The 25,144-nt window shown below is 57.1% G+C and carries 24 protein-coding genes; 16 read left to right on the top strand and 8 right to left on the bottom strand.

The window, feature by feature from the left end; all coding sequences use genetic code 11:
* Positions 1-2 precede the first annotated feature (2 nt).
* Entirely contained in the window at positions 3-1,343 is a 1,341-nt protein-coding gene (locus ACVBEG_RS00695) for a bifunctional DedA family/phosphatase PAP2 family protein (protein ID WP_322182188.1), read from the top strand.
* Positions 1,344-1,347: 4 nt separating this feature from the next.
* On the opposite strand, the gene ACVBEG_RS00690 is transcribed toward ACVBEG_RS00695, so the two are convergent.
* From ACVBEG_RS00690 to ACVBEG_RS00680, 3 genes are read right to left on the bottom strand one after another with little or no spacing between them, the layout of a single operon-like run.
* A complete protein-coding gene (locus ACVBEG_RS00690; protein ID WP_322182190.1) occupies positions 1,348-1,938 on the bottom strand; it encodes an LON peptidase substrate-binding domain-containing protein in 591 nt (196 codons plus the stop codon).
* A 10-nt stretch (positions 1,939-1,948) separates the two neighbouring features.
* The gene (locus ACVBEG_RS00685; RefSeq protein ID WP_322182192.1) at positions 1,949-2,665 is read right to left on the bottom strand and encodes an LrgB family protein; all 717 of its coding nucleotides are present in this window, start codon (positions 2,663-2,665) and stop codon (positions 1,949-1,951) included.
* Entirely contained in the window at positions 2,662-3,024 is a 363-nt protein-coding gene (locus ACVBEG_RS00680; protein WP_447107278.1) for a CidA/LrgA family protein, read from the bottom strand. Before ACVBEG_RS00680 ends, ACVBEG_RS00685 begins: the two co-directional genes overlap by 4 nt.
* Positions 3,025-3,229: 205 nt before the next feature.
* Here ACVBEG_RS00680 and ACVBEG_RS00675 point away from each other — a divergent pair, with 205 nt between their 5' ends.
* From ACVBEG_RS00675 to ACVBEG_RS00665, 3 genes are all read left to right on the top strand, one after another.
* On the top strand, positions 3,230-3,685 hold the full coding sequence (locus ACVBEG_RS00675) for a MaoC family dehydratase (RefSeq protein ID WP_322182195.1): 456 nt from the start codon (positions 3,230-3,232) through the stop codon (positions 3,683-3,685).
* 149 nt (positions 3,686-3,834) lie between these two features.
* Entirely contained in the window at positions 3,835-5,568 is a 1,734-nt protein-coding gene (locus tag ACVBEG_RS00670) for a C13 family peptidase (RefSeq protein WP_323569384.1), read from the top strand.
* 27 nt (positions 5,569-5,595) lie between these two features.
* Positions 5,596-6,237, top strand: a complete 642-nt coding sequence (locus tag ACVBEG_RS00665; RefSeq protein ID WP_322182200.1) for an oxidoreductase — start codon at positions 5,596-5,598, stop codon at positions 6,235-6,237.
* Positions 6,238-6,264: 27 nt separating this feature from the next.
* Here ACVBEG_RS00665 and ACVBEG_RS00660 read toward each other — a convergent pair whose 3' ends face one another.
* From ACVBEG_RS00660 to ACVBEG_RS00645, 4 genes are all read right to left on the bottom strand, one after another.
* Positions 6,265-6,552 (bottom strand): YceK/YidQ family lipoprotein, encoded by a 288-nt coding sequence (locus ACVBEG_RS00660; RefSeq protein WP_322182202.1) that lies wholly within the window; start codon positions 6,550-6,552, stop codon positions 6,265-6,267.
* Positions 6,545-7,174 carry a flavin prenyltransferase UbiX gene (gene ubiX / locus ACVBEG_RS00655; RefSeq protein WP_322182205.1) on the bottom strand — a complete coding sequence of 210 codons (630 nt, stop codon included), beginning with the start codon at positions 7,172-7,174 and terminating at the stop codon, positions 6,545-6,547. Before ubiX ends, ACVBEG_RS00660 begins: the two co-directional genes overlap by 8 nt.
* A complete protein-coding gene (mpl, locus tag ACVBEG_RS00650) occupies positions 7,171-8,520 on the bottom strand; it encodes a UDP-N-acetylmuramate:L-alanyl-gamma-D-glutamyl-meso-diaminopimelate ligase (protein ID WP_322182207.1) in 1,350 nt (449 codons plus the stop codon). The genes ubiX and mpl overlap by 4 nt, the downstream gene beginning before the upstream one ends.
* 138 nt (positions 8,521-8,658) lie before the next feature.
* A complete protein-coding gene (locus ACVBEG_RS00645; RefSeq protein ID WP_322182209.1) occupies positions 8,659-10,563 on the bottom strand; it encodes a sigma-54-dependent Fis family transcriptional regulator in 1,905 nt (634 codons plus the stop codon).
* A gap of 299 nt (positions 10,564-10,862) precedes the next feature.
* On the opposite strand from ACVBEG_RS00645, the gene exaC reads away from it, so the two are divergent.
* The 10 genes from exaC (at position 10,863) to ACVBEG_RS00595 (ending at position 20,721) form a co-directional block, all read left to right on the top strand.
* Positions 10,863-12,383 carry an acetaldehyde dehydrogenase ExaC gene (gene exaC, locus ACVBEG_RS00640; RefSeq protein ID WP_447107277.1) on the top strand — a complete coding sequence of 507 codons (1,521 nt, stop codon included), beginning with the start codon at positions 10,863-10,865 and terminating at the stop codon, positions 12,381-12,383.
* A 134-nt stretch (positions 12,384-12,517) separates the two neighbouring features.
* A complete protein-coding gene (gene eat, locus ACVBEG_RS00635) occupies positions 12,518-13,888 on the top strand; it encodes an ethanolamine permease (protein ID WP_447107276.1) in 1,371 nt (456 codons plus the stop codon).
* Between the two features lie 102 nt (positions 13,889-13,990).
* Complete coding sequence (locus ACVBEG_RS00630; protein ID WP_322182218.1) at positions 13,991-15,385, top strand: ethanolamine ammonia-lyase subunit EutB; 1,395 nt, start codon at positions 13,991-13,993, stop codon at positions 15,383-15,385.
* 11 nt (positions 15,386-15,396) lie between these two features.
* On the top strand, positions 15,397-16,257 hold the full coding sequence (eutC, locus tag ACVBEG_RS00625; protein WP_322278459.1) for an ethanolamine ammonia-lyase subunit EutC: 861 nt from the start codon (positions 15,397-15,399) through the stop codon (positions 16,255-16,257).
* A 104-nt stretch (positions 16,258-16,361) separates the two neighbouring features.
* The gene (locus ACVBEG_RS00620; protein ID WP_322182886.1) at positions 16,362-16,820 is read left to right on the top strand and encodes a GNAT family N-acetyltransferase; all 459 of its coding nucleotides are present in this window, start codon (positions 16,362-16,364) and stop codon (positions 16,818-16,820) included.
* A gap of 245 nt (positions 16,821-17,065) precedes the next feature.
* Positions 17,066-17,713 carry a DedA family protein gene (locus tag ACVBEG_RS00615; protein ID WP_322182220.1) on the top strand — a complete coding sequence of 216 codons (648 nt, stop codon included), beginning with the start codon at positions 17,066-17,068 and terminating at the stop codon, positions 17,711-17,713.
* Between the two features lie 6 nt (positions 17,714-17,719).
* Positions 17,720-18,532, top strand: coding sequence for a M90 family metallopeptidase (locus ACVBEG_RS00610; protein ID WP_322182222.1), 813 nt, complete (start codon positions 17,720-17,722; stop codon positions 18,530-18,532).
* Positions 18,533-18,647: 115 nt separating this feature from the next.
* On the top strand, positions 18,648-19,175 hold the full coding sequence (gene ppa, locus ACVBEG_RS00605) for an inorganic diphosphatase (RefSeq protein WP_219062705.1): 528 nt from the start codon (positions 18,648-18,650) through the stop codon (positions 19,173-19,175).
* Positions 19,176-19,413: 238 nt separating this feature from the next.
* Positions 19,414-20,145 carry a LexA family transcriptional regulator gene (locus ACVBEG_RS00600; RefSeq protein WP_322218131.1) on the top strand — a complete coding sequence of 244 codons (732 nt, stop codon included), beginning with the start codon at positions 19,414-19,416 and terminating at the stop codon, positions 20,143-20,145.
* 423 nt (positions 20,146-20,568) lie between these two features.
* Positions 20,569-20,721 carry an Arm DNA-binding domain-containing protein gene (locus ACVBEG_RS00595; protein ID WP_407074632.1) on the top strand — a complete coding sequence of 51 codons (153 nt, stop codon included), beginning with the start codon at positions 20,569-20,571 and terminating at the stop codon, positions 20,719-20,721.
* 84 nt (positions 20,722-20,805) lie between these two features.
* Here ACVBEG_RS00595 and ACVBEG_RS00590 read toward each other — a convergent pair whose 3' ends face one another.
* Positions 20,806-21,060 (bottom strand): helix-turn-helix transcriptional regulator, encoded by a 255-nt coding sequence (locus ACVBEG_RS00590; RefSeq protein ID WP_407074633.1) that lies wholly within the window; start codon positions 21,058-21,060, stop codon positions 20,806-20,808.
* 625 nt (positions 21,061-21,685) lie between these two features.
* On the opposite strand from ACVBEG_RS00590, the gene ACVBEG_RS00585 reads away from it, so the two are divergent.
* Both ACVBEG_RS00585 and ACVBEG_RS00580 read left to right on the top strand, forming a co-directional pair.
* On the top strand, positions 21,686-22,312 hold the full coding sequence (locus ACVBEG_RS00585) for a hypothetical protein (RefSeq protein ID WP_323566422.1): 627 nt from the start codon (positions 21,686-21,688) through the stop codon (positions 22,310-22,312).
* 524 nt (positions 22,313-22,836) lie between these two features.
* On the top strand, positions 22,837-24,837 hold the full coding sequence (locus ACVBEG_RS00580) for an acyltransferase family protein (RefSeq protein ID WP_323566421.1): 2,001 nt from the start codon (positions 22,837-22,839) through the stop codon (positions 24,835-24,837).
* Positions 24,838-25,144 lie beyond the last annotated feature (307 nt).

The raw sequence follows: 25,144 nt of genomic DNA, 5'->3' as shown, positions 1-25,144 counted from the left end.
ACATGGGCCCATGGCTCGATGGCATTACCGGCTGGCTGAGCGCAAACCCCTCGTGGCTGGGTCTAGCGATTTTTTTGGTGGCGTTCCTTGAATGCGTGGCCATCGCCGGGATCATCGTGCCGGGCACCGTGCTTCTGTTCACTGTCGCGGTGCTGGCCGGCAGTGGTGCCTTGTCACTGGGCGAAACACTTTTACTGGGCTTTTGTGGCGGCTTGCTGGGTGACGGTCTGTCGTATTTTCTCGGCAGGCGCTTTCACCAGAACATCCGCCGCCTGCCCGGGCTGCGTCATCACCCGGAATGGATAGGCGGTGCGGAGCTCTACTTCCAGCGCTACGGCATTGCCAGCCTGCTGGTCGGACGCTTTATCGGGCCACTGCGACCCATGTTGCCCATGGTCGCAGGCATGTTCGACATGCCTTTCCCGCGTTTTGCTGCTGTCAGCGTGATCGCGGCCGCTGGCTGGTCCCTCGCGTACCTGCTGCCGGGCTGGGCCACCGGCGCGGCCATGCGCTTGCCACTGCCCGAGGGCTTCTGGTCACAGGCAGGGATGATCGGTGGTGGGTTGGCGGTGTTGCTCGGCGTCAGTATCCACAGCAGCTTTGGCGGGAAGCGCTATGCAACCCCGCTGATCGCCGTGTTGAGCCTTGTCATGCTCGCTGGGGTATTTCTCGGCTGGCCCTACCTGACGCACTTCGATCAGGGCTTGATGGCATTGGTGCAGGAACATCGCAGTGAAGCGGCTGATCAGTTCGTGGTGATGATCACTCGGCTGGGCGACTTCAAAACCCAAGTGGCCGTCGTCAGCCTGTTGTTGGTGCTGTTGCTGGCAACCCGGCAATGGAAACAGGCGATGTTTGCTGGCGCAGTGACCGTGGGCTCGGCACTGGCCAATACAGGAATGAAAGGGTTCTTCGCCCGCACGCGTCCCGACGTACTGATCGACCCGCTCACCACTTACAGCATGCCCAGCGGGCACAGTTCGGGGTCATTCGCGCTGTTTATGGCGTTGGCAGTATTGGCGGGACGCGGTCAGCCGGTACGTTTGCGCCTGACCTGGTTATTGCTGGGCGGTATTCCGGCGCTGTCGATTGCCATGTCGCGGGTCTATCTGGGGGTGCATTGGCCGTCTGATGTGCTGGCCGGGGCCCTGCTCGCGTTCTGCCTCTGCGCAGCCAGCCTGTCCTTCATACAGCGTAAAACACCGCTTGAGCCCATGCCCGTAAGGGTGTGGTGGCTGATCCTGCCAGCGCTGGTCACCTTGTACGGTTACTTCGCCCTGCATTCACTGTCCCACGCGGCGCTGCGTTATCAGTACCTGGCCCCCACGGGCGCGATTAACTAACGCGTCAGGCCTGCACGTCACCCTGTATTTCATCGAGCAGGTCCTGAATCGCGTCCAGGCGCTCCTGAGCATCGTTGAGTTCCAGTAACTCGACCTTGTCTTCTTCGGTGAAGGGCAGCAGATAAGCCAGCTGATTGGCCAGCGATTGCTGCCCGCTGGCCGTAACGCCCATGTTCAACGCGGCAACCATCGGGTGCTCGGCCAAGGCGGCAAGCAAGGCCACCAGATCGGCGTCCGCTTCCTGCAACGGGCGCTCCGGCAGTTCATCCAGCCACTCAACGTCAGCCATAATCAGCTGGTCACGCTGCACCTGAGTGCTGACCACGCGGAAACGGCGCCCACCTTCCACGCGAATCCCCAGCAAGCCGTTGTCCTGCTGCTGAAAATCCCGCACCAACGCTTCGCAACCTACCAGCGCATAGCCCTCTGGCGCCTGCCCGACTTCTTCGCCGTCAAGAATGCATACCACGCCAAAGCCTTCGCCCTGCTTCATCCCGCGGCTAACCATGTCCAGATAGCGTGCCTCGAACAGCTGCAAATCGAGCATGCACCCCGGGAACAGCACTGCGTTGAGAGGAAATAATGGCAACACCATGGAAGCCTCCTTAAACGACCAGCGTAACGGCCAATGGCAGGAATACCGCCGTGCCGACGCCCATCAAACTCATTGCCAGGGCGGCGAACGCACCGCACTCCTCACTTTCCTGCAACGCCACCGAGGTGCCGACGGCATGCGCGGCCAAACCGAGGGCCATGCCGCGCGCAGCCTGATTCTCCACCCCAAGAAGGGACAGCAGACCAGGGCCAAAAATCGCGCCGATCACCCCGGTAATCAACACGAACACCGCCGCCAGTGGTGCGACGCCACCAATCTGTTCGGCCACCAACATGGCAATCGGCGACGTCACTGATTTGGGCGCCATGGTCATCAAGATCATGTGGTCGGCACCGAACAGCCAGCCCAGCGTCACACCCAGGGATGTCGCCAGCACTCCGCCCACGATTAGCGTAGTAAAGGTCGGCCAGAACAGCTGGCGAATACGTCGCAGGTTCAGATAAAGCGGGACCGCCAGTGCAACCGTCGCAGGCCCCAACAAAATACTGAGGATTTCCGTGCTTTTGCGGTACTCGGCATAGTTCAAACCGCAGCTGACCAGAATGCCGACCACCAGCAACATCGAGATAAGCACCGGCTGCAAAAATATCCAGCGGGTTTTTTCGTATGCGGCCAGCATCAACTGGTACGCCCCCAGCGTAATCGCAATGCCGAACAGCGGATGATGGATCACCGCGTTCCAGGCGCCATTCCAATCCATGTTCATGAGGACTCCCCGCGTCGCGACTGGCGCAGAACCAGCTTCTGCATCAGCCAGCCGACGAACGCCAAGGACAGCAGCAACGACAGCACTAACGATCCGACGATGGCCCAGAAATCGGCGGCAATCTCGGCAGCGTAGACCATCACCCCCACGGCGGGCGGCACCAACAGCAGCGGCAGATAACGCAACAAGCTGCTGGCGGCCAGACTCAATGGCTCACTGACTTCGCCGCGCGTCATCAGAAAAATCAGTAACAACACCAGACCGATGATCGGCCCGGGCAGTATTGGCAAGAACAGGTGATTGAGCGCGGCGCCCACCAATTGGAACAAAACCAGCCATGTCAGGCCCCGTAGCAACATAAGAAACTCCAGCAAATTCGCGACGCCATTATAGGCACGCTGTGGCAATGGCTGATAAATCAGCATTCGCCAAAGGCATACATCCTTGACCATCCCTAAAGCCCATGCTGATCTTAGGCCTTGGCACGGTGAAAAATCCGACGCCTATAAACACTGAGCGCGACAGCCATACCCACAAAAACCAATGACAACAAGGAGAGTATCTATGCCCTTTGTACCCGTTGCAGAGCTGAAGAACTATGAAGGCAAGGAACTGGGACGTTCCGAGTGGTTCACTATCGACCAAGAGCGCATCAACTTGTTTGCCGAAGCCACCGGCGACTTCCAGTTCATCCACGTCAACCCTGAAAAAGCCGCGAAAACCCCCTTCGGTAGTACCATCGCCCACGGCTTTCTGTCGCTATCGCTGATCCCGAAGTTGATGGAAGACCTGCTGGTAGTGCCCGAAGGGCTGAAAATGGTGATCAACTATGGCCTGGACAGCGTGCGTTTTATCCAACCGGTAAAAGTGAACTCACGGGTTCGACTCAACGTAACCATGACTCAAGTCACCGAAAAGAAACCAGGCCAATGGCTGCTCAAAGCCACGGCAACGCTGGAAATAGAGGGCCAGGACAAGCCAGCCTTCGTCGCTGAACCCCTGTCGTTGTGCTTCGTGTAAGACCACTAAAAAGCGAAACAGCTATTACCGGCTGTTTCGTTGCCTCTATAAAGCAACCACATAGCTGCGTCATACTGCCCGCAGCTGTGTGAAAGCGACTGTTCAGGGACGTCTTCAACACGCTTGGATTTTTATCTTCAGGATCGACCATGCGCGCGTTCGCCCCTCTTGCCCCTCTGGCACTCATTCTTTTACTCGCGGCTTGCGGCGAGGGCGAACCACTGTCGCCCCCAGACGCACGTCTGCCCGACGGCGGCCGTTACCGCGGCGACGTCGTCAATGGCCTGCTGCAAGGTAAGGGCCGAGTCGACTATCCCAACGGCAGCTGGTACGCAGGTCAGTTCCAGAAGGGGCTGTGGCAGGGTGCCGGCGAATGGCACGCCAGCAATGGCGACGTCTACCGCGGCCAATTCCAGAACGGTCTGTTTCACGGTTTAGGCACGTTGACCACCAGCACCGGCAATTATGTCGGCGGCTTCAAGCTGGGCCGACGCGAGGGTGAAGGCACGCTCAAAGAGCCAGGCATGGCCTATAGGGGCGAATTCAAGGCTGACCAATACGACGGCCTCGGTCACCTCGAACTTGATGACGGCAGCCAATATCAAGGCCTGTTCGCGCACGGCAAACCCAATGGCGAAGGCCAGCGCAGCGACGCCAGCGGCAATCAATTCAGCGGCAAATTCGTCAACGGTCAACTGGAAGGCAACGGCAGCTTCAACAGCGCCGAGGGTGATCAATACGTCGGCGGTTTCCGCAACAACCAACTGCAAGGCAAAGGCCGCTACGAAAACAGCGACGGCGATGTCTGGATTGGGCAGTTCAAGGACGGCGCGCTCAACGGTAAGGGCGAACTGATCGGTGCAGATGGCAGCCATTATCAGGGTCAGTTCAGCAACTGGCGCTTCAACGGCGAGGGTGTACTGCACCTGGTCGATGGCAGCACCTATCAAGGTCCGTTCGCCGACGACACCTATCAAGGCAAAGGCACCTTGACCCTGGCAGATGGCAGCGTTCAAAGCGGCAACTGGACCAACGGTCTGCGTGTGCGTGACGCGCAAGGCAATCTGTTGCCCGATGCACTTGAGGTCGGCTTGCTCGCCCAAGGCCCCCTGTTGGAAAAAGCCCTGGCCGCAGTGCCCGCCTCCACTCCCGCTGTCGAATTGTACAGCCTGGTCGTGGGTGGTGACGGCAAGCAGAGCGTATTCATGCGCGAAGCAGATTACGTGAACAACCTGCTGGCCACGCGCTTCGGCGCCTACGGGCAGATCAGCCTGGTCAATCATCGCGATCACATGAACGACCGGGCACTGGCGACCCGCGAAAGTATCAGCCGCGCGGTGCAGACCCTGGCGCAACGCAGCGGGCCGGAAGACCTGGTGTTCATCTACCTGACCAGCCACGGCACTCAAGAACATGAATTGGTGCTTGATCAACCACGCATGGAGCTGGCCGACCTGCCCGCCGATGAGCTGGCCGTCGTCCTCGCACCGTTAAAAGACCGCGACAAAATTATCGTGATCTCCGCCTGTTATTCCGGTGGTTTCATTCCGGTGCTCAAAGACGAAAAAACCGTAGTGATCACCGCCTCGCGTGCAGACAGGGTGTCTTTTGGCTGCTCGGAAGAGGACGATTTCACTTACTTTGGCGAAGCCATGTTCGCAAAGGCATTGGTTGAAACAGACAACCTGCAACAAGCGTTCAACGACGCCAAATCGTACGTGGCGGCCCGCGAAATAACCGAAAGCTTTGAGGCATCGGAGCCGCAGATCTGGGCGCCCAAAGGGGTTCTTGCGCACTGGCAGCAGTTGCGCAAGAGCCAGGCGCAGAGGGCCCTCAACACATCGTTGAGCAGCAAGGAAGCGAAGACCACGGGCAACCGCTAGACTGCGTTGTAAAAAGGGAGAAACACTATGTACCTGACCCCTCAGCACATCCTGCTTGCCGGAGCCACCGGCCTGACCGGTGAACATTTGCTTGATCGCTTGCTCAGCGAACCGACGGTCAGCCGCGTACTGGCACCGACCCGTAAACCCCTGAACAAGCACCCTCGCCTGGAAAATCCGGTGGGTGAACTCAATGCACTGCTGCCAACGTTAAGCGGGCGGGTCGACATCGCCTTTTGCTGCCTGGGCACCACGATCAAGCAGGCTGGCTCGCAGGAAGCGTTTCGCGCGGTCGATCTGGATATGGTGGTGGCCTTCGGCAAGCGAGCTCGCGAACTCGGAGCGCGGCATCTGGTGGTGATCAGCGCAGTCAATGCCGATCGGCGATCCAGCGTTTTCTACAACAGGATCAAGGGCGAAATGGAATATGCACTCAAAGCTCAGGATTGGCCGCAACTGACCATCGTCCGACCATCACTGTTGCTTGGCGAACGCACCGAACAGCGTCTGGCCGAACAACTGGCAGGCCCATTGGCAAAACTGATTCCCGGCAAATACCGTGGCATAGAAGCCTGCTGCCTGGCCCGAGCGCTTTGGCGCCTGGCGCTGGAAGACCAGGACGGGGTGCGGATCGTCGAAGCAGAAGAGTTGAACAAACTGGGCAAGTGAGCCCGACAGCACGTCAGGTTCAGACGTCTACAAGCCGCCCGTCGCCTGAAACCCCACGCCCAGCACGGTCAGCAGCGACAGCGGTAAAAGCAGGGTGTCGAGCAACGCGCTGGCGGGCAGGTCCACGCCTGGATAGCTCGGTGCCTCGGCACCGAAACGATCCATCTCGCAGCAACCACCCTGTATCGCATACCAATCCAGACGCGCACCCGAATACACAACGGGGGCCCCAGGTTTGGCGGCATCAAGCGTTCGAGCCGTGGCACACCCAGTCAGCTGTAGCACCAACAGGGTCAACAGCAGGCGCTTATTCATCTGCACTCAGGTGATGCTCGCCCCAGCGCGGCAACATGTCTTGAGGGATATTCAGCACATTGAGAATCCGCGCGACAACAAAGTCGATCAGATCATCAATGGTTTGCGGCTGATGATAGAAACCCGGTGACGCCGGCAGAATCACCGCACCCATGTTCGACAGTTTGAGCATGTTCTCCAGATGGATACTGGAAAACGGCGCCTCACGCGGCACCAGAATCAATTGGCGACGCTCCTTCAACGTCACATCCGCCGCACGCTCGATCAGGTTGTTGCAGGCCCCGGTCGCAATCGCCGACAAGGTGCCCGTGGAACAGGGCACCACCACCATCGCGCTGGGCGAACCCGAGCCAGAGGCCACGGGCGACATCCAGTCTTCCTTGCCATACACCCGAATCTGTCCCGCCGCTGCGCCGGTGTACTCGGTCAGAAACGCTTGCATCATCAGGGTTTTCGGCGGCAGCGAGACATCGGTCTCGGTGGCCAACACCAACTGGGCCGCCTTGGAAATCAGGAAGTGCACTTCCCTGTCTTCACGCACCAGACAGTCGAGCAGGCGCAACCCATACTGCGCGCCAGAAGCACCGGTCATCGCCAGGGTGACGCGTTCCGGGCCACTCATTTCAACGCCTCAGCCAACTTGCCGTGCAAGCCGCCGAAGCCGCCGTTACTCATAATGACGACCTGTGTACCCGGTTTAGCCAGGTTTTTCACCTGGGCGATGATCGCCTCAAGGGAGTCGCAAACCACCGAAGGCACCGTGCACAATGCAGCAGTGGCGGCCAGGTCCCAGCCCAGATTGGCCGGCGCGTACCAGATCGCCTGATCAGCCTGACGCACACTTTCCGGCAAGCCGTCGCGGTGCGCACCGAGCTTCATGGAATTGGAGCGCGGCTCGATAATCGCGATCACCGGCGCATCGCCAACGTGTTTGCGCAGGCCATCAAGGGTGGTGGCAATCGCAGTCGGATGATGAGCAAAGTCATCATAGATAGTGATGCCGTTGACCTCCGCGACCTTTTCCATGCGGCGTTTGACGCTTTTGAACAAGCCCAGCGCTTCGATACCTTGCTTCGGCACCACGCCAACATGCCGCGCGGCCGCCAGAGTGGCCAACGCGTTGGCTACGTTATGCTGACCGGTCATGTCCCACTCGACCACGCCCTGAACTACGCCTTCAAAGGTGACTTCGAAACGCGAGCCGTCATCGCTGAGCAGACGCGCCTGCCATTGACCGCCCTCACCGGTGGTTTGTACCGGCGTCCAGCAGCCCATTTGAATCACTCGCAGCAACGCCGGCTCGGTGGTCGGATGGATCACCAGGCCTTCGCTTGGGATAGTTCGCACCAAGTGGTGGAACTGCCGTTCGATGGCTGGCAGATCGGGGAAGATGTCGGCGTGATCGAACTCCAGGTTGTTCAGAATCGCAGTACGCGGACGGTAATGGACAAATTTTGAGCGCTTGTCGAAGAAGGCGCTGTCGTACTCGTCAGCCTCGACGACAAAAAACGGGGTCTCGCCCACACGCGCCGACACGGCAAAATTCTGCGGTACACCGCCGATCAAGAAACCGGGGCTCATGCCAGCATGTTCCAGCACCCAGGCGAGCATGCTGCTGGTCGTCGTCTTGCCATGCGTTCCGGCAACGGCCAATACCCAGCGCCCTTGCAGCACGTGATCGGCCAGCCATTGCGGGCCGGAAACATAAGGCAGGCCTTTGTTCAGCACGTACTCTACCGCCGGGTTGCCTCGCGACAGCGCGTTGCCAATAACCACCAGATCCGGCGCAGGGTCAAGCTGTGCCGCGTCGTAGCCTTGGGTCAACTCAATGCCCTGAGCCTGCAACTGCGTGCTCATCGGCGGGTAGACATTGGCGTCCGAACCGGTGACCCGATGGCCCAACTCTTTGGCGAGTACCGCCAGCGAACCCATGAAAGTACCGCAAATACCGAGAATATGAATATGCATGATCGACCTCGTAAACTATGGGCGCAGGTTAGCGTAGAGGGCGACAAATCACACCTCGAGTTTAAAATCAGGATTTGTTGCTCCCACAGCCGTACAAGGAGCTGACTTGTCTGCAAAACGATCGACCCGCTGTTTGGCCTAACGCGCGATCCCGTGCTTGCGCAATTTCCGGTACAGCGTATTTCGGCTGACCCCCAACTGTTCGGCGGTGTGGGTCATGTGCCAGCGCTGGGCGTCCAGGGCTGACAGCAGGGCGATGCGCTCGGCGTCGTCCAGCGGGTGTTCGCCCATCAGTGCAAGAGCCGGCGCGGATGCGCTTTGCCGAATGGCGAGCGGCAGCTCATCGAAGCCAATGTGCTGGTCATCGCACAGTGCCGCCAAGGTGCGCAGGACATTGCGCAATTGCCGCAGGTTGCCCGGCCAGGCGAAGTCCAGCAGCGCCTGGCGGGCGTCCGCGTCGAGGATCACGGTCTCGCCGCCCGCCTCTTCTTCCAGAAGAAAATCCAGCAACTGCGATTTGTCGCTGCGCTCGCGCAACGGCGGCAACGCGATCTCCAGGCCGTTCAAACGGTAATAAAGATCTTCGCGAAAGCTGGCATCGGCCACGCGCTCCAGCAAGTTGCGGTGAGTCGCGCTGATGATCCGTACATTTACCGCTTGCGGCTCACCCCCCAAGGGCACCACCAAACGGTCTTCCAGCACCCGCAACAGCCGGGTTTGCAGCGCCAGCGGCATGTCACCGATTTCATCGAGAAACAACGTACCGCCATCGGCCTGTTGCAGCTTGCCGCGCATGCCTTCCTTGCGCGCACCGGTAAAGCTGCCACCGCGATAGCCGAACAGTTCACTTTCGATCAGGCTTTCGGGAATCGCCGCACAATTAAGCGCGATGAACGGTTTATCGCCGCGCACGCTGGCTTGATGCACTGCTTTGGCAAAAGCTTCTTTGCCGGAACCTGTTTCGCCATTAATCAGCAAAGGCACATCGCGTTCGAAAACCCGCAGTGCGCGACGGAAATCATTCTGCAGCGCTGCATCGCCCAGGCAGATCCCACTCAAGCGCGGCGGCGCCCCCGTCGGGCTGACCGGCAACGCTGTCGGCACGCTATGCGGTTGGCTGCGCAGTCGTGCAAATAAGCGTCGGCCTTCGCGGGTACGCAACGGCCAACTGGCACTGGCCTCAACACTGGCACGGCCGAGCAACTCATCCAGTGAGCAATCGAACACGCTCTCGACTGATTGCCCGAGCAAACCACCGCGCCCGAGGCCCAGCAGGTTCAAGGCACTCTGATTGACCGCACTGACCCGCCCCTCATCATCGAACGCCAGCAACCCCTCGCTGAACAAACCGGCGGACTCGACCTGCACGTGAAAACGCAACAGCCACTGATTGTCGAAGTGGCGCAGGAAATAGCAGCTCTCGATCATCTTTGCCGACAAATTGACCAGGGCCATGGTGTGGAACTGGCTTTGCCGGGACACGTCATGGCGTGCAGACGAGACGTCCAGCACCGCCAGCAAGTCGCCATGAGGGTCGAAAACCGGACTGGCCGAGCAGGTCAGCCCGGTGTGGCGTCCGCGAAAATGCTCCTCCTGATGAATGGTCAGGGACTGGCGTTCGACCAGACAGGTGCCGATGCCGTTAGTGCCTTCACAGGCTTCGCTCCAGTCGGCGCCCAACCAGAGCCCGGCGCGTTCGAATATCTTGCGTTCAGTAGGGGCGGTCACGCAGTTGAGGATCACCCCACGCGCATCAGTCAATAAAATTGCATGCCCGGCACCCGACAACTGCTGGTGCAGGCTGGTCATTTCGCCACCGGCAATGCTCAGCACTTGCTGCATGCGCTCACGGCTTTCCAGCAAACGGTCGTGCTCAAGGACAGTCGGCGCAATGGCCAGTGCGGGGTCGAGATGATAGTCCTCAAGACAACGCAACCAGGACCGCGCAATGGAAGGATCGCTGCCCGGCCCGCGCAACTGCGCTTTGCCTTGGGTGACCGTCAGCACTTGTCGAGCGTGCCGTGTCAGGTGATTGCTGTGCACTTTTTATTATTCTCCTTTTTTGCGGTGCTTTTGCGGAGGTGCAGCCCAGCATCCTCCTCGCGACACGGCATTGCAATGTCGACCAAACCGATGAGTCACGCGCTGTACCGATAGCGGTACAAAGTGTCACATCCTCCGTATCGGATACGCGACAACACTGGCGCTTTGCCCTCACGAAAACCGCCGAAAGCCTTATAAACCGTGCCGTACAGGGCGCTGGCCCGACCTTTGCTCTACGCTTAAGGTAAGCGCTACAGCGCGTCTTCCCCTATAAACACAAAAGTCAGGAGACACTCACCATGCGTTACGCCCATCCCGGTACTGAAGGCTCTATCGTCACCTTCAAAAATCGTTACGGTAACTACATCGGTGGCGAGTTTGTGCCGCCGGTCAAAGGCCAATATTTCGAAAACACGTCGCCGATCACCGGCAAGCTGATCGCTGAATTCCCACGCTCCAGCGCCGAAGATATCGAAAAAGCCCTGGATGCCGCCCATGCCGCTGCCGCTGCATGGGGCGCAACCTCGGTGCAGGCGCGTTCGCTGGTGCTGCTGAAGATCGCCGACCGCATCGAAGCAAACCTGGAGCTGCTGGCCGTCACTGAAACCTGGGACAACGGCAAAGCCGTTCGTGAAACCCTGAATGCCGACATCCCGCTGGCCGCCGATCACTTCCGCTACTTCGCGGGCTGTTTGCGCGCCCAGGAAGGCAGCGCTGCCGAAATCGATGGCAACACCGTGGCTTATCACATCCATGAGCCGCTGGGCGTGGTCGGGCAAATCATCCCGTGGAACTTCCCACTGCTGATGGCGGCCTGGAAACTCGCGCCGGCCTTGGCTGCAGGTAACTGCGTAGTGCTCAAACCTGCCGAACAAACCCCACTGGGTATCAGCGTGCTGATGGAGTTGATCGGCGATCTGCTGCCACCCGGCGTATTGAACGTGGTGCAGGGTTATGGCCGCGAGGCTGGCGAAGCGCTGGCCAGCAGCAAACGCATCGCCAAAATCGCCTTTACCGGCTCGACGCCCGTGGGCTCGCACATCATGAAACTGGCGGCGGAAAACATCATTCCGTCCACCGTGGAGCTGGGTGGCAAGTCGCCGAACATCTTCTTCGAAGACATCATGCAAGCCGAGCCCGAGTTCATCGATAAAGCTGCTGAAGGCTTGGTGCTGGCGTTCTTCAATCAGGGCGAAGTCTGCACCTGCCCGTCGCGGGCACTGGTGCAAGAGTCGATTTACCCGGAGTTCATCAAAGCAGTGATGAAAAAGGTCGGGCAGATCAAACGCGGCGACCCGCTGGACACCGACTGCATGGTCGGCGCTCAGGCGTCGGAGCAGCAATTCGACAAGATTCTCTCGTACCTGGAAATCGCCAAGGGCGAAGGCGCCGAGCTGCTGACTGGAGGCCAGGTGGAAAAGCTCAGCGGCGACCTGTCCACCGGTTACTACATCCAGCCGACCCTGCTCAAAGGCAATAATCAGATGCGGGTGTTCCAGGAAGAAATTTTCGGCCCAGTGGTCAGCATCAACACGTTCAAGGACGAAGCCGAAGCCGTGGCCATCGCCAACGATACCCAGTTCGGTCTGGGCGCTGGCGTATGGACCCGTGACATCAACCGCGCCTACCGAGTCGGCCGTGCCCTCAAGGCTGGCCGCGTGTGGACCAACTGCTACCACCTGTATCCGGCGCACGCGGCATTCGGCGGCTACAAAAAATCCGGCGTCGGCCGCGAAACCCACAAAGTGGCTCTTGAGCACTATCAACAGACAAAAAACCTGTTGGTGAGCTACGACACCAATCCGCTGGGTTTCTTCTAACCCCTTAGCCTCTCGTCAGACCTTCTCCCCGTGCCAGTTGCGGCGTAATCCGCAACTGGCACGGGGGTTGCGTGCGTGCTGTACCCATTACTGAAAGTCCATCAATCGAACAATAAAAATACACGCGAGGACTTATGACTTCTACAACACAGCTCAAACCGACACTCGGGACCCTGCATTTATGGGGCATCGCTGTTGGCCTGGTGATCTCCGGCGAATACTTTGGCTGGAGTTACGGCTGGGGCGCGGCGGGTACGCTGGGTTTCCTGATCACCACGTTGATCGTCGCTACGATGTACACCTGTTTCATCTTCAGCTTCACTGAATTGACCACCGCCATTCCTCACGCGGGCGGCCCCTTTGCCTACAGTCGACGGGCCTTCGGTGAAAATGCCGGACTGATTGCCGGGATCGCCACGCTGATCGAGTTCGTCTTCGCCCCACCCGCCATTGCCATGGCAATCGGCGCTTACCTGAACGTGCAGTTCCCGGAACTGGACCCGAAACACGCGGCGGTTGGCGCCTATTTCGTGTTCATGACCCTGAATATCCTTGGCGTCAGCATCGCGGCCACCTTTGAACTGGTGGTGACTGTTTTGGCGGTTGCCGAGCTGTTGGTGTTCATGGGCGTGGTTGCACCGGGCTTCAGCTTCAGTAACTTCGCGCTCAACGGCTGGTCCGGCTCCGACACGTTTACCATTGCGTCTGTGCCCGGTATTTTCGCCGCCATTCCTTTTGCGATCTGGTTTTTCCTCGCCATCGAAGGCGCGGCCATGGCTGCTGAAGAAGCCAAAGACCCGAAACGGACAATCCCCAAGGCCTATGTCAGCGGCATTCTGACCCTGGTGTTCCTGGCCATCGGGGTGATGGTGATGGCAGGCGGCGTGGGCGACTGGCGGCAACTGTCGAACATCAACGATCCGCTGCCGCAGGCGATGAAAGCGGTGGTCGGCACGAACTCCAGCTGGATGCACATGCTGGTGTGGATTGGCCTGTTCGGCCTGGTAGCAAGCTTTCACGGGATCATCCTTGGCTACTCGCGGCAGTTCTTCGCCCTGGCTCGCGCCGGTTACTTGCCCAAAGGCCTGGCCAAACTCTCGCGCTTCCAGACACCGCACCGCGCCATTCTGGCAGGCGGCGTGGTCGGCATTGCCGCAATCTACAGCGACGGCCTGGTCAACCTGCAAGGCATGACCCTGACCGCTGCCATGATCACCATGTCGGTGTTCGGCGCCATCGTGATGTACATCATCAGCATGCTTAGCCTGTTCAAACTGCGCAAAACCGAACCGCTGCTGGAACGCACTTTCCGCGCGCCCGGTTACCCGATCGTGCCCGGCATCGCCCTGCTGCTGGCGCTGGTGTGCCTGGTGGCAATGGCCTGGTTCAACGCGCTTATCGGCTTGATCTTCCTTGGCTTCATGGTTGTAGGCTTCATCTACTTCCAACTGACCGCCAAGCAGCGTTCCGATGCGCCGGCTGATGCGATGCTCACCGGTATATAAGTTGCACCTGTGCCGGGCTTGCGTCCGGCACAGGCCCTATTAAGGTGCAGGCCCGGCGCTTTAGAGTGATCAGGTCCGTAGAACCACAGGAGGACTCCGTCCATGGCTGCTTTTGCCCATACCGTCGGCGCCCAGACCTACCGTTTCGACAGCCTCAAGGACGTCATGGCCAAGGCCAGCCCCGCGCGCTCCGGCGATTTCCTCGCGGGCGTTGCGGCGCTCAATGATGGCGAGCGTGTGGCCGCGCAGATGGCACTGGCCGACATCCCGCTCAAGCACTTCCTTGAAGAAGCCCTGATCCCTTACGAAGACGATGAAGTCACCCGACTGATCATCGACACCCACGATAAACAGGCGTTTGCCGTCGTCAGCCACCTCACGGTCGGCGGCCTGCGCGACTGGCTGCTCAGCGATCACGCCAACGAAGACAGCCTGCGCGCCCTCGCCCCCGGCCTGACCCCGGAAATGGCGGCGGCCGTGTCGAAGATCATGCGCGTGCAGGATCTGGTGCTGGTGGCGCAGAAAATTCGTGTCGTCACCCGTTTTCGCGGGACGATGGGCTTGCGCGGACGTCTGTCGACACGACTGCAACCCAATCACCCCACTGACGAACCGGCCGGGATTGCCGCGAGCATCCTCGACGGGCTGCTGTACGGCAATGGCGATGCCATGATCGGCATCAACCCGGCCACCGACAGCACGTCATCGATCTGCACACTCTTGGAAATGCTCGACGCGATCATCCAGCGCTATGACATCCCGACTCAAGCCTGCGTGCTGACCCATGTCACCACCTCGATCGAAGTGATCAATCGCGGCGTGCCGCTGGATCTGGTGTTCCAGTCCATCGCCGGCACCGAAGCGGCCAACGCCAGTTTCGGCATCAATTTGAATCTACTGCAGGAAGGTTATGAAGCGGGCCTGAGCCTCAACCGCGGGACCCTCGGGCACAACCTGATGTATTTCGAAACCGGCCAAGGCAGCGCCTTGTCGGCCAACGCCCACCACGGCATCGATCAGCAGACCTGCGAAACCCGCGCCTACGCCGTGGCCCGACATTTCAATCCGTTCCTGGTGAACACCGTGGTCGGCTTTATCGGCCCCGAATACCTGTACAACGGCAAACAGATCATCCGTGCCGGTCTTGAAGATCACTTCTGCGGCAAGTTGCTCGGCGTGCCAATGGGCTGTGACATCTGCTACACCAACCATGCAGAAGCCGATCAAGACGACATGGACACCCTGCTAACGTTGCTGGGGGTGGCCGGGATCAACTTCATCATGGGCATCCCCGGCTCCGACGACATCATGCTCAACTACCAGACCACCTCGTTTCACGATGCCCTGTATGCCCGGCAGACCTTGGGCCTGAGGCCCGCCCCGGAATTCGAGGCATGGCTGGCAAACATGGGCATCTTTACCCAGACCGATGGCCGCGTGCGTTTCGGCGACAACCTGCCGCCGGCCTTCCGCCACGCCCTGGCACATTTAGGATGAGTGAGCTGCCCATGGCCGAGCTACCCATAAATGGACTGCCTGAAGAGCAGGCCGCTTTACCCACCGACAGCCAGAACCCGTGGCTGGAGCTACGCCGCCTTACGCCCGCGCGGATCGCCCTAGGGCGCACCGGCACCAGCCTGCCCACCCGTGCGCAGCTGGATTTTCAGTACGCACATGCTCAAGCCCGCGATGCCGTGCACTTGCCATTCGATCACGCAGGGCTCCGCGCCCAAATGGCCGAACGCGGGCGCGACACCCTGCTGCTGCACAGCGCGGCGCTCGACCGTCACAGCTACCTGCAACGCCCTGACCTGGGCCGACGCTTAAACGAAGCCTCCGCTCAACAGCTGCGCGACTATGCCCTGGCCCACCCCGGCGGCGTCGATCTGGCCGTGGTGATCGCCGACGGCCTGTCAGCGCTGGCCGTCCATCGACATGCCCTGCCGTTTCTGGCGCGGATGGAAGAACAGACTTTGTCCGAAGGCTGGTCACTGTCTCCGGTGATTCTGGTAGAGCAGGGCCGAGTGGCGGTGGCCGACGAAATCGGCGAGCTGCTCGGGGCAAAAATGGTAGTGATCCTGATCGGCGAACGCCCTGGGCTCAGCTCGCCGGACAGCCTGGGCCTGTATTTCACCTATGGCCCGAAAGTCGGCCTGACCGATGCCTATCGCAACTGCATTTCCAATGTTCGCCTGGAGGGTTTGAGCTACGGCATGGCCGCTCACCGCCTGCTTTACTTGATGCGTGAAGCCTGTCGACGCCAGCTTTCAGGGGTCAATCTAAAGGATGAAGCCCAACTTCACACCCTGGAATCGGATGCACCACTCCCGGTGAGCAGTAACTTCCTGCTGGCGAAGCCCAAAGACTGACGGTCATTGGATTGCGCTTTCTAAATGCTTTAGGCAGCATCGAAAACGACTGGCTGAGCGACCCGTTCGCTGTCATCCCCCATTGTGAAGTTAAGGCCCAACGTATGCGGATCATTCAAGCCACCCTGGAGCACCTGGACCTGCTGAGCCCGCTATTCGTCAAATACCGCGAATTTTACGGCGAGCTGCCTTTCCCCGACTCCTCCCGCGCCTTTCTGGAAAAGCGTCTGCGCCGCAAAGAGTCGGTGATTTACCTGGCATTGCCCGATGACGACGACAGCAAGCTGCTTGGCTTCTGCCAGCTTTACCCAAGTTTCTCGTCGCTGTCGCTCAAGCGCGTGTGGATTCTCAACGACATCTACGTCGCCGAAGAGGCTCGCCGCCAGTTGGTCGCCGACCATCTGATCAAGAAAGCAAAAAAAATGGCCAAGGAAACCCACGCGGTGCGCATGCGCGTTTCCACCAACAGCAACAATGACGTGGCGCAGAAAGTCTACGAGTCCATTGGATTCAAAGAAGATACGCAGTTCAAGAACTACGTATTGCCTATCAACGAGGATTGACTCACGCCCATTTACCGACAGGAAATCGCCCACAGATCCGGCGGGCGATTGCCTACGAACAAACTGATACGGTCTGACCGGTCGGCAACCGCTCCTCCTCCCCGCTTAAAAAACATTCTATTGACATACTTCGCGACAAACTGATCGGGCATTAGAGGGTTGCCCCCCTATAATGCTGCCCATATCGCCTCAGCATTCCCCTTAGCACACGACCCAGAATCTGGTCATTTACACAGGTGCCGTACATGGACTTCAACCCGATCGACATTATTTTGCATCTCGACGTATACCTCGACATGCTCGTAACCAACTACGGCGTCTGGATCTACGCGATCCTGTTTCTCGTCATCTTCTGCGAGACAGGGTTAGTGGTCATGCCATTCCTGCCCGGTGACTCATTACTGTTCATCGCTGGCGCGGTTGCCGCCGGTGGTGGCATGGACCCGGTCCTGCTCGCTGGCCTGCTGATGCTGGCGGCAATTCTCGGTGACAGCACTAACTACGTGATCGGCCGAACAGCAGGCGAAAAACTGTTCAGCAACCCGAACTCGAAAATTTTCCGGCGCGACTACCTGCAACAAACTCATGACTTCTATGATCGCCATGGCGGCAAAACCGTAACGCTGGCGCGCTTCCTGCCCATTATCCGCACCTTTGCCCCCTTTGTTGCAGGCGTGGCCAAGATGCCCTACCCGCGGTTTTTCGGTTTTAGCGTACTGGGCACTGTCGCCTGGGTTGGCGGGCTGGTCACCCTGGGTTACTTCTTCGGCAACGTACCGTTCATCAAGAAGAACCTGTCGTTGCTCGTAGTCGCTATCATTCTGCTATCACTGATGCCGATGATCATCGGCCTGGTACGTGGCCGTCTGGCCCGTTCAGCTGCTGCGCGCTGATACTTGATGTGGTCGCTTGGCTCATGGCACAGGCAGCGGATACTCGACCAGCATCCGGTCGATCAACAGGTCTGGAATCGCGTCCGGCAACGGCTGGCGATTCTCGACGGGTTAAATGCCGAGGAGGATCAGCGCCTGCGCGAACGCAGCGTGCTGTTCCTTCAGGACAAGCACTTGACCGCCCTGCCCGGCGTAGAACTGGACGACGAGCAACGTCTGTTTCTCGCCGCTCAGGCACAATTGCCGCTGCTCAACCTTGATGAGTTGAACTGGTATCAGGGCTTCCATGAGCTGGTGCTGTACCCGGACGACTTCATCAGCCCGCAACGTCATCGCGACAGCAACGGCGTCGAGCATGAATGGAACGGCAAACACAGCGGCGAGGCCTGGTCCCAGGGGCCGGTAATCCTGGCATGGCCGGGGGTGTTGTCCAGCGGGGGCTGGCACGCCTACAACCTGGTTATCCATGAACTGGCGCATAAACTCGACATGCTCGATGGCGCCGCCAATGGGGTGCCGCCGCTGCACAGCGACATGCGCGGCAGCGACTGGGCCAGCGTCATGCAAACGGCTTATGACGACCTGAACCGACAACTGGAACACCACCCGCACGCCCAACCGACCATCGATCCGTACGCCGCAGAAAACCCCGCAGAATTCTTCGCCGTCACCAGCGAGTACTTCTTCAGCGCACCGAACCTGTTGATCGCAGCCTATCCAGCCGTCTATGAACAGCTAAAAGCCTTCTACCGACAAGACCCCCTGGCACGCCTGCGGCAACTTCGCCATGACCATCCCGCCTACAAGACCCACTACTAAGGTCTAGGGGCCAATCGCCATGCGTGGCAACCGGCTCTGAGTATGCCTATAATCGCCACCACTTTTTGGTCGATTCGACCAAAGCCTGACTGGTCAACTACGGGGGCAACGCCCAATGAGCTACAGCAAGATTCCGGCTGGTAAAGACCTGCCGAACGACATCTACGTCGCGATCGAAATTCCGGCCAACCACGCGCCGATCAAATACGAAATCGACAAAGAAACCGATTGCCTGTTCGTTGACCGTTTCATGGCCACCCCCATGTTCTACCCGGCCAACTACGGTTTCATTCCTAACACCCTGGCTGACGACGGTGACCCCCTCGACGTGCTGGTCGTAACCCCTTACCCGGTTACGCCAGGCTCGGTTATCCGCGCCCGTCCGGTCGGCATCCTGCACATGACAGACGACGGCGGCGGCGATGCCAAAGTCATCGCAGTCCCGCACGACAAACTGTCCCAGCTGTACGTCGACGTCAAAGAATACACCGACCTGCCTCCCCTGCTGCTTGAGCAAATCAAGCACTTCTTCGAGAACTACAAAGATCTCGAAAAAGGCAAATGGGTGAAGATCGAAGGTTGGGGTGATGCAGAAGCAGCCCGCACTGAAATCATGAAGTCGGTTGCTGCCTTCAAAGGCTGATCGACGACGGTTGCTGCGTCAGTAGCACCGTGAAAGAGCCTTGGCTTCTTGATGTGAAGCCAGGGCTTTTTTTCGCCTCGAACTTCTGTTGTTTACCTGTCACGAAACACTGATGGAAACCCCCTACAAAGCACCGCCACGCCTGTAGTACGCGCACTCATTTGGTGATTTGACGCACCGCTCATTTGAACACCTCGTTTATTTAAACAAGCTCGTGACCTCCGTAAACTCGGTGCTTATGAAGACATCAGGTGATCGCTTACGCGCCCTCCTTCGGGAGTGCCATCTCTCAGCCACGGACTTTGCCGCCAATCGCAAAGTGACGCCGCAGCACGTGAACAACTGGTTCAAGCGAGGCATCCCCATGGCCCGACTGGTGGAAGTGGCTGAATTATTGACCGTCAACCCCCAGTGGCTGCGCTCGGGTGATGGGTCCAAACACCCGAGAGAACGCACCGAGAACACCTATAACAACAGCACTTCAGTTGCCATCCGGGCCGACGCCCCCCAGTCCTCCGAAGACGTAAGCGTGCCATTGCTCAAGGAAATCGCATCCACCCTCGGCCCTGGACGAACCGTCGTCGCCGAAGCCCCCGACCAAAAAGTCCGCCTATCACTGCACACCCTGCAAGCCATGAACATCGACCCCAGCAACGCCGTGTGTGCCGCGATCATCGGCAACAGCATGGCCGAGACAATCCAGGACGGCTCGATCATCGGCATAGACCGCGGAACGACACAAGTCATCGACGGCGAAATGTACGCCCTCGAACATGACGGCATGCTCCGCGTGAAATACCTCTATCGCTTGCCCTGCGGCGCCATGCGCCTACGCAGCCATAACAGCGCCGAATACCCGGACGAGTTTTTTAGCGCCGAACAAATCAAGAAACAGAATATTCGGGTCATGGGCTGGGTATTTTGGTGGTCAACATTAAACACCCGTCGACGAACGGCATCGTTTCGGTAATCACGCTAAACAGCGTGTTCACGATTGAGCGAGAAACTACCTCCTCGATCACGCTCCAGGCGCAGAACGAGAATGATCTATCCAAACGCTGGGCATCAGGCACTAACCCAAGTATCCTACGCGCCTCGTTTTAGACGCCCCGAACGATACGTTCGCGTCGCCCCCCATTCAGTCGCCCCCGTTGCGGGTCGCACATTTTGAAGGCGGTTGCGGTTTACCAAAAATAAACCAAAACCGTCCCCGAGAAGCCGGCCACAAGCCGGCTTTTTAATTGTCCGAAATAAACCTGTCCCATCCGAGATTCCACCTGATAGCCTAGCTATTTCGGAGGTTTCAGGCACTCCCTTGCCCGATGGGGTTCAACGCCACTTGACCTCATCCGACGATGAAGTGGGGGACAAAAGGGACGACAGGGGAAATCCAATGGGTAAGCTGAATCCGAGACAAGTCGAAAACCTGACCGAACCCGGCACCTACGGAGATGGTGATGGGCTTCGCTTGGTCGTCAAACCTACCGGGCGTAAATCCTGGCTACTTCGCTTCCAACTGGCAGGCCGCCGCAGGGAGATGGGCTAGGACTCACTCCCTGAAGTGAGTCTCAAGAAAGCCAGGCTTGAAGCCAGCGCCAAACGCAGCCAGTTGAGTGATGGTGTAGATCCTCTAGCCGCTCGCGACATCGAACGCGTGGCTCAACGCGAAGCTCAGAGAGCCATCGAGGCAAAACAGCTGAAGTTCGAGACACTCGCGAAAGAGCGCTGCGAACTCCAGCAACCGCCCGATGTTGGGAATCACAACACCTCGCTCAATGCGGGAAACGGCTTCGTTGCCAACTCCCAAACGCTCGGCCACTTCCTCCTGCGTCAAGCCACTACGTATGCGCTGTTTGGCAATTGCACGGCCCACCACACCCGCCATGTATTTCTGATCAGCCGCTATCACGACCCCTCCCCATCTCGACCTAGATGGTTGGGCATCGCCTCATTGACATGAAGGACATAGCACGATGACAATCAACTTCTAAGGTTGGTTACTCCATTTATGCCCACAGCAAAAAAACAAAGGAGTTTCTCACGCAAGCAATGAAAGGCAGTGAGCAACGGCTTTGCACAGAAAAAGTCGAGCGCAACGGACTCAGATCGAAGCAGCACGGATAAACTGTTAGAGCGGCTGCAAGTGAAGAACGTAGATGAACGCAAGGACAACATCCCTGTGTGCAAGTCGGTGCTGATCAGCACCGAATTTAAACTTTGTGGGATCGTATCAAGCGTAAGTAAAATTTATCCAAACGCACAGATAACGGAACATCAGGAAGCGCTATATCTACCAACTTCCAACATCTGGACCAATATTTGCAATCACTACCATTCTATTAAGTGGTTGCTCCGACCCACACCTAGAACACCAAAATGCTCAAATTTCGAATGGTCTTATCTACGAAAACAAGGCTAACGAGCCCTTTACAGGAACCCTGAATAATACATCTCCCTCGACACAAGAAAACGTAAGTTTTCAGATTATGTTAAACACCTACGACGCAAACATGTCTAACGTCTATGGTGGCGTTTATGGACTCCTTAACCCGCAAGCAATAGATACCAGAAACCTAAGATGTACGACAGGCGTAAAAATAGGCTATCTTGATGGCAATATCACCTGCTTCACCCCGTCCACAACCACAAAGCAATACGAAGAAAATTACACAAAAGGCACGCTTGACGGAACTGTAAAGTTTTATGCCGTCGATGGAGAAACAGTACTTACCGAAGGAATAATAAACAAAGATTTGATTGACGGCGATTTCAATATTTACAGCCCTACTAACAGAAATGTCATCGACGAACATCATTACAACAAAGAATCCCCGGACGGCATCCAGAGGACCCATGACGATAAAACGCGAGCGATAACGTCAGAACAATCTGTCAGCTCAAACATAAGCAATTATATAAAAACATTTACACCAGAAGGAAAACCATTAGGGGAAATTACTGTTGAGCGCGATGGAGTCACCATCAAAAATAAACGATGGGACCCAAAAACCGGAGTATTGATTGACGAGCTCATGAGTAAAAATTGCAATTACGCTGGCCCTAGTAAACACGGGGACAGTAATGGAGCACTCGTTAGCAATGGTATTTATGGCCCTGCGGTTATCAATCGCTTATGAGTGAAATCGTAGCACCTAAAGTTGATACTAAAAAGTGCCTCGGCATGTGGACTGACGCGTACCACAAAGAAGAAGGTGAAGAAGCGATGATCTCAGCTGACCAAATTGGTGAATGGGAACGCTGGTGTAGTGACGGAAAATCACCTAGCGTTCCGCGCTCACAATTAAAGCGCCTCCTGCCTGTGAGGCTATTACCTCAAGGGCTCGCCGTATTTTTTTTCAAAACATCCTCCCCTTGGTGTTCCAGACATAGTGAGTCGGTTGCGCATTCCGCAGTGCCAGCAGCAAAACGACTACAGTTGTAATATGTCTTCACTCTCGGTGTCAGCGATTCATTGAATGTTCAACGACTTGAAATATAAGTGCACGATATCGACAGACGGTATTGAAACAGAAGGGTGCGCAAGAAACAGGTGGTTGTCCATGGCTGTGCATTGATTTCTATGCAGTGCATGATTATAATTTTTGCCCCTTTTTGAGAGAAGGGCCAGGTTTTGTTTTTTTGAGTGAAGGGTGGACAGGCAGTGTCATATTCAGCATCAACGCTTGAATCGCGTTCGTTTCGTCGAGATATTAATGGGTTGCGTGCTTGGGCCGTAATTGCTGTTGTGCTTTATCATTTCGGGATTGTTGGTTTTGGCGGTGGGTTTGTCGGTGTTGATGTGTTTTTTGTTATTTCAGGGTTTTTAATGACTGGGATTATCAGTAGAGGGTTGCAAGGCGGTAATTTCTCCGTGTGGTCCTTCTACTGGGATCGGGGTAAACGGATTGCACCCGCATTGATTGCTGTGTCGGCAGTACTGTTAGTGGTCGGGTGGTTTTGGTTAATGCCCGATGATTATAAAAAACTGGCTCGCCATGTCAGTTGGTCGGTATTGTTTAAGTCGAATCTTGGTTACCTACAAGAAGCTGGGTACTTTGACAGTGCCGCTCGAGAAAAATGGTTATTGCATACGTGGTCGCTATCGATTGAGTGGCAATTTTATCTTATTTTTCCTCTGATAATAGCCGCCGTGTGGAAAGTCATCCCTAAACGGGGTGCATTGGTCGCCACCCATGTAATACTCTTGTTAATGTCTTTTGTGATATGCGTCATTCTCACTCGGCAAGACAGCGCGAAGGCATTTTACCTTTTCCAGTCTCGCGCGTGGGAGTTACTGCTGGGCGGTTTGGTTTTTTTACTTTTTCATCACCGCAGACTCTCCTCCCTGATGTGCAAAATTGCCGAGGGCCTGGGGTTGCTACTGATTTTAGCCTCCATTGTATTGCTCGAGGCCTCTAATGCTTGGCCGGGTATGCAAGCGCTACTTCCAACGCTGGGGGCATCGCTTGTTCTGGTCGCTCAGCGAGATGATTCTATTTGGACGGGGAGCGGGGTCGCCCAATGGCTGGGCACCCGGTCATACTCTATATATCTGTGGCATTGGCCTTTGGTTGTAGGGTTGGCCTATGTTAGTCAATTGCATAGCGCTGTTTGGACCCTGGCTGGGCTGTTGTTGGCACTCCTGATGGGCGAACTGTCTTATCGTTGGATTGAAGTCCCGACGCGCCGTGCGTTGCAGGTGGCGAGGCCGCGCTATGCAGTGAGCTGTCTGTTGTTGGTAGTGCTGTCGGTTTATAGCGTTGGCCAGTGGCTTCGACGTGATGGGGAGCCGAGTCGTTTGCCTCCTGACGTGGCGTCAGTTGAAGCGCAAAAAAACAATCGCAATCCTCGTATAGACGAGTGTTTACATCATGGTATTCCTTGCGTGTATGGTGGCTCTGATATTAAGGCGATTTTGGTTGGGGACAGTCATGCTGATGCAGTAGTCACGGCGGCTGAAGCGGCACTTCCCAGCGTGAAACAAGGTATCTACTTTCAGGCAGCCTCTAGCTGTTTATTCATACCTGAGACCAATTACCCTAACGCTCGAGATCGTGGTGAACCTTGCTCACGCATGATTGATAATATTCATGAGAAGTTGGCAAGTGATATGCTGGGTGCGCCACTTATTGTGATAAATCGAACGTCTATGTATGTGTACGGCCATAACGAGGAGGGTGCAGAGCCACAAGAGCGCAAGACGCAGGTTTTTTGGAATGTGCTGTCGGATGTCGCGACGCCAGAATACTTGGAAGACTTTAGTCGTCATTATATCGATACGGCGTGCTCTCTGGCCAAGGACCGCCCTGTGTACCTAGTGCGACCGATACCGGAAATGCTCGCGAAGGTGCCCACTACAATTGGAAAGGGCTTGATCATGGGGCAGGCACATGATGTGGTAATAAGTCGTGCAGACTATCAGGCTAGAAATGCTTTCGTTTGGAGTATTCAGGATAAGGCTCGCGAGCAGTGCGGTATTAAAATCCTAGACCCACTGCCGTATTTGTGTGACGCAAATTTCTGTTATGGCAGTAAGAATGAAAAGCCACTTTATGTCGATGACAATCATCTGAGTGAGTATGGCAACCGATTGCTGATACCCATGTTTTCTGAAGTGTTTACTCAAGGGGCTGTTGCGGTGAGCGGTGTGCAGAAGGATTAGTTATTTCGATAGGATCATTGTGCGCGCAGTGGATAGGCGACACCGAGTGCCTCACGGGCTAGCTATCTCTCAGCCATTACATAAAAGCCCCTGAATCCATTGATTTAAGGGGCTTTTTATGTTCTGGTGAAAAATTCTGCCTGCGCAATCGCCTTAGCTTAGTTATCAGTTTTTTTATCGAGCTTTCATGATTGGGGCCGTCCTCGAAGGTTTGAGAGCAATGAACTCGACCGGCGTATTACCGTCCACATGAGCCATCGGTCATGTGAAAAATCAACGACAATACGAGATGGGGGGACAAAACGAA

The organism is Pseudomonas sp. GG8, from assembly GCF_052976945.1.
This window is presented reverse-complemented; position numbering and strand designations above follow the sequence as displayed.

What these genes read in the sequence shown, in the direction of transcription:
- ACVBEG_RS00675 (WP_322182195.1), top strand. Translation starts at nt 3,230, where the DNA reads ATGCCCTTTGTACCCGTTGCAGAGCTGAAGAACTATGAAGGCAAGGAA.
- ACVBEG_RS00615 (WP_322182220.1), top strand. Translation starts at nt 17,066, where the DNA reads ATGGACTTCAACCCGATCGACATTATTTTGCATCTCGACGTATACCTC.
- ACVBEG_RS00630 (WP_322182218.1), top strand. Translation starts at nt 13,991, where the DNA reads ATGGCTGCTTTTGCCCATACCGTCGGCGCCCAGACCTACCGTTTCGAC.
- ACVBEG_RS00585 (WP_323566422.1), top strand. Translation starts at nt 21,686, where the DNA reads ATGTCTAACGTCTATGGTGGCGTTTATGGACTCCTTAACCCGCAAGCA.
- ACVBEG_RS00595 (WP_407074632.1), top strand. Translation starts at nt 20,569, where the DNA reads ATGGGTAAGCTGAATCCGAGACAAGTCGAAAACCTGACCGAACCCGGC.
- ACVBEG_RS00670 (WP_323569384.1), top strand. Translation starts at nt 3,835, where the DNA reads ATGCGCGCGTTCGCCCCTCTTGCCCCTCTGGCACTCATTCTTTTACTC.
- mpl (WP_322182207.1), bottom strand. Translation starts at nt 8,520, where the DNA reads ATGCATATTCATATTCTCGGTATTTGCGGTACTTTCATGGGTTCGCTG.
- eutC (WP_322278459.1), top strand. Translation starts at nt 15,397, where the DNA reads ATGGCCGAGCTACCCATAAATGGACTGCCTGAAGAGCAGGCCGCTTTA.
- ACVBEG_RS00695 (WP_322182188.1), top strand. Translation starts at nt 3, where the DNA reads ATGGGCCCATGGCTCGATGGCATTACCGGCTGGCTGAGCGCAAACCCC.
- ubiX (WP_322182205.1), bottom strand. Translation starts at nt 7,174, where the DNA reads ATGAGTGGCCCGGAACGCGTCACCCTGGCGATGACCGGTGCTTCTGGC.
- ACVBEG_RS00620 (WP_322182886.1), top strand. Translation starts at nt 16,362, where the DNA reads ATGCGGATCATTCAAGCCACCCTGGAGCACCTGGACCTGCTGAGCCCG.
- ACVBEG_RS00685 (WP_322182192.1), bottom strand. Translation starts at nt 2,665, where the DNA reads ATGAACATGGATTGGAATGGCGCCTGGAACGCGGTGATCCATCATCCG.
- ACVBEG_RS00665 (WP_322182200.1), top strand. Translation starts at nt 5,596, where the DNA reads ATGTACCTGACCCCTCAGCACATCCTGCTTGCCGGAGCCACCGGCCTG.
- ACVBEG_RS00660 (WP_322182202.1), bottom strand. Translation starts at nt 6,552, where the DNA reads ATGAATAAGCGCCTGCTGTTGACCCTGTTGGTGCTACAGCTGACTGGG.
- ACVBEG_RS00590 (WP_407074633.1), bottom strand. Translation starts at nt 21,060, where the DNA reads ATGGCGGGTGTGGTGGGCCGTGCAATTGCCAAACAGCGCATACGTAGT.
- ACVBEG_RS00680 (WP_447107278.1), bottom strand. Translation starts at nt 3,024, where the DNA reads ATGTTGCTACGGGGCCTGACATGGCTGGTTTTGTTCCAATTGGTGGGC.
- ACVBEG_RS00690 (WP_322182190.1), bottom strand. Translation starts at nt 1,938, where the DNA reads ATGGTGTTGCCATTATTTCCTCTCAACGCAGTGCTGTTCCCGGGGTGC.
- ACVBEG_RS00610 (WP_322182222.1), top strand. Translation starts at nt 17,720, where the DNA reads ATGTGGTCGCTTGGCTCATGGCACAGGCAGCGGATACTCGACCAGCAT.
- ACVBEG_RS00600 (WP_322218131.1), top strand. Translation starts at nt 19,414, where the DNA reads ATGAAGACATCAGGTGATCGCTTACGCGCCCTCCTTCGGGAGTGCCAT.
- eat (WP_447107276.1), top strand. Translation starts at nt 12,518, where the DNA reads ATGACTTCTACAACACAGCTCAAACCGACACTCGGGACCCTGCATTTA.
- ppa (WP_219062705.1), top strand. Translation starts at nt 18,648, where the DNA reads ATGAGCTACAGCAAGATTCCGGCTGGTAAAGACCTGCCGAACGACATC.
- exaC (WP_447107277.1), top strand. Translation starts at nt 10,863, where the DNA reads ATGCGTTACGCCCATCCCGGTACTGAAGGCTCTATCGTCACCTTCAAA.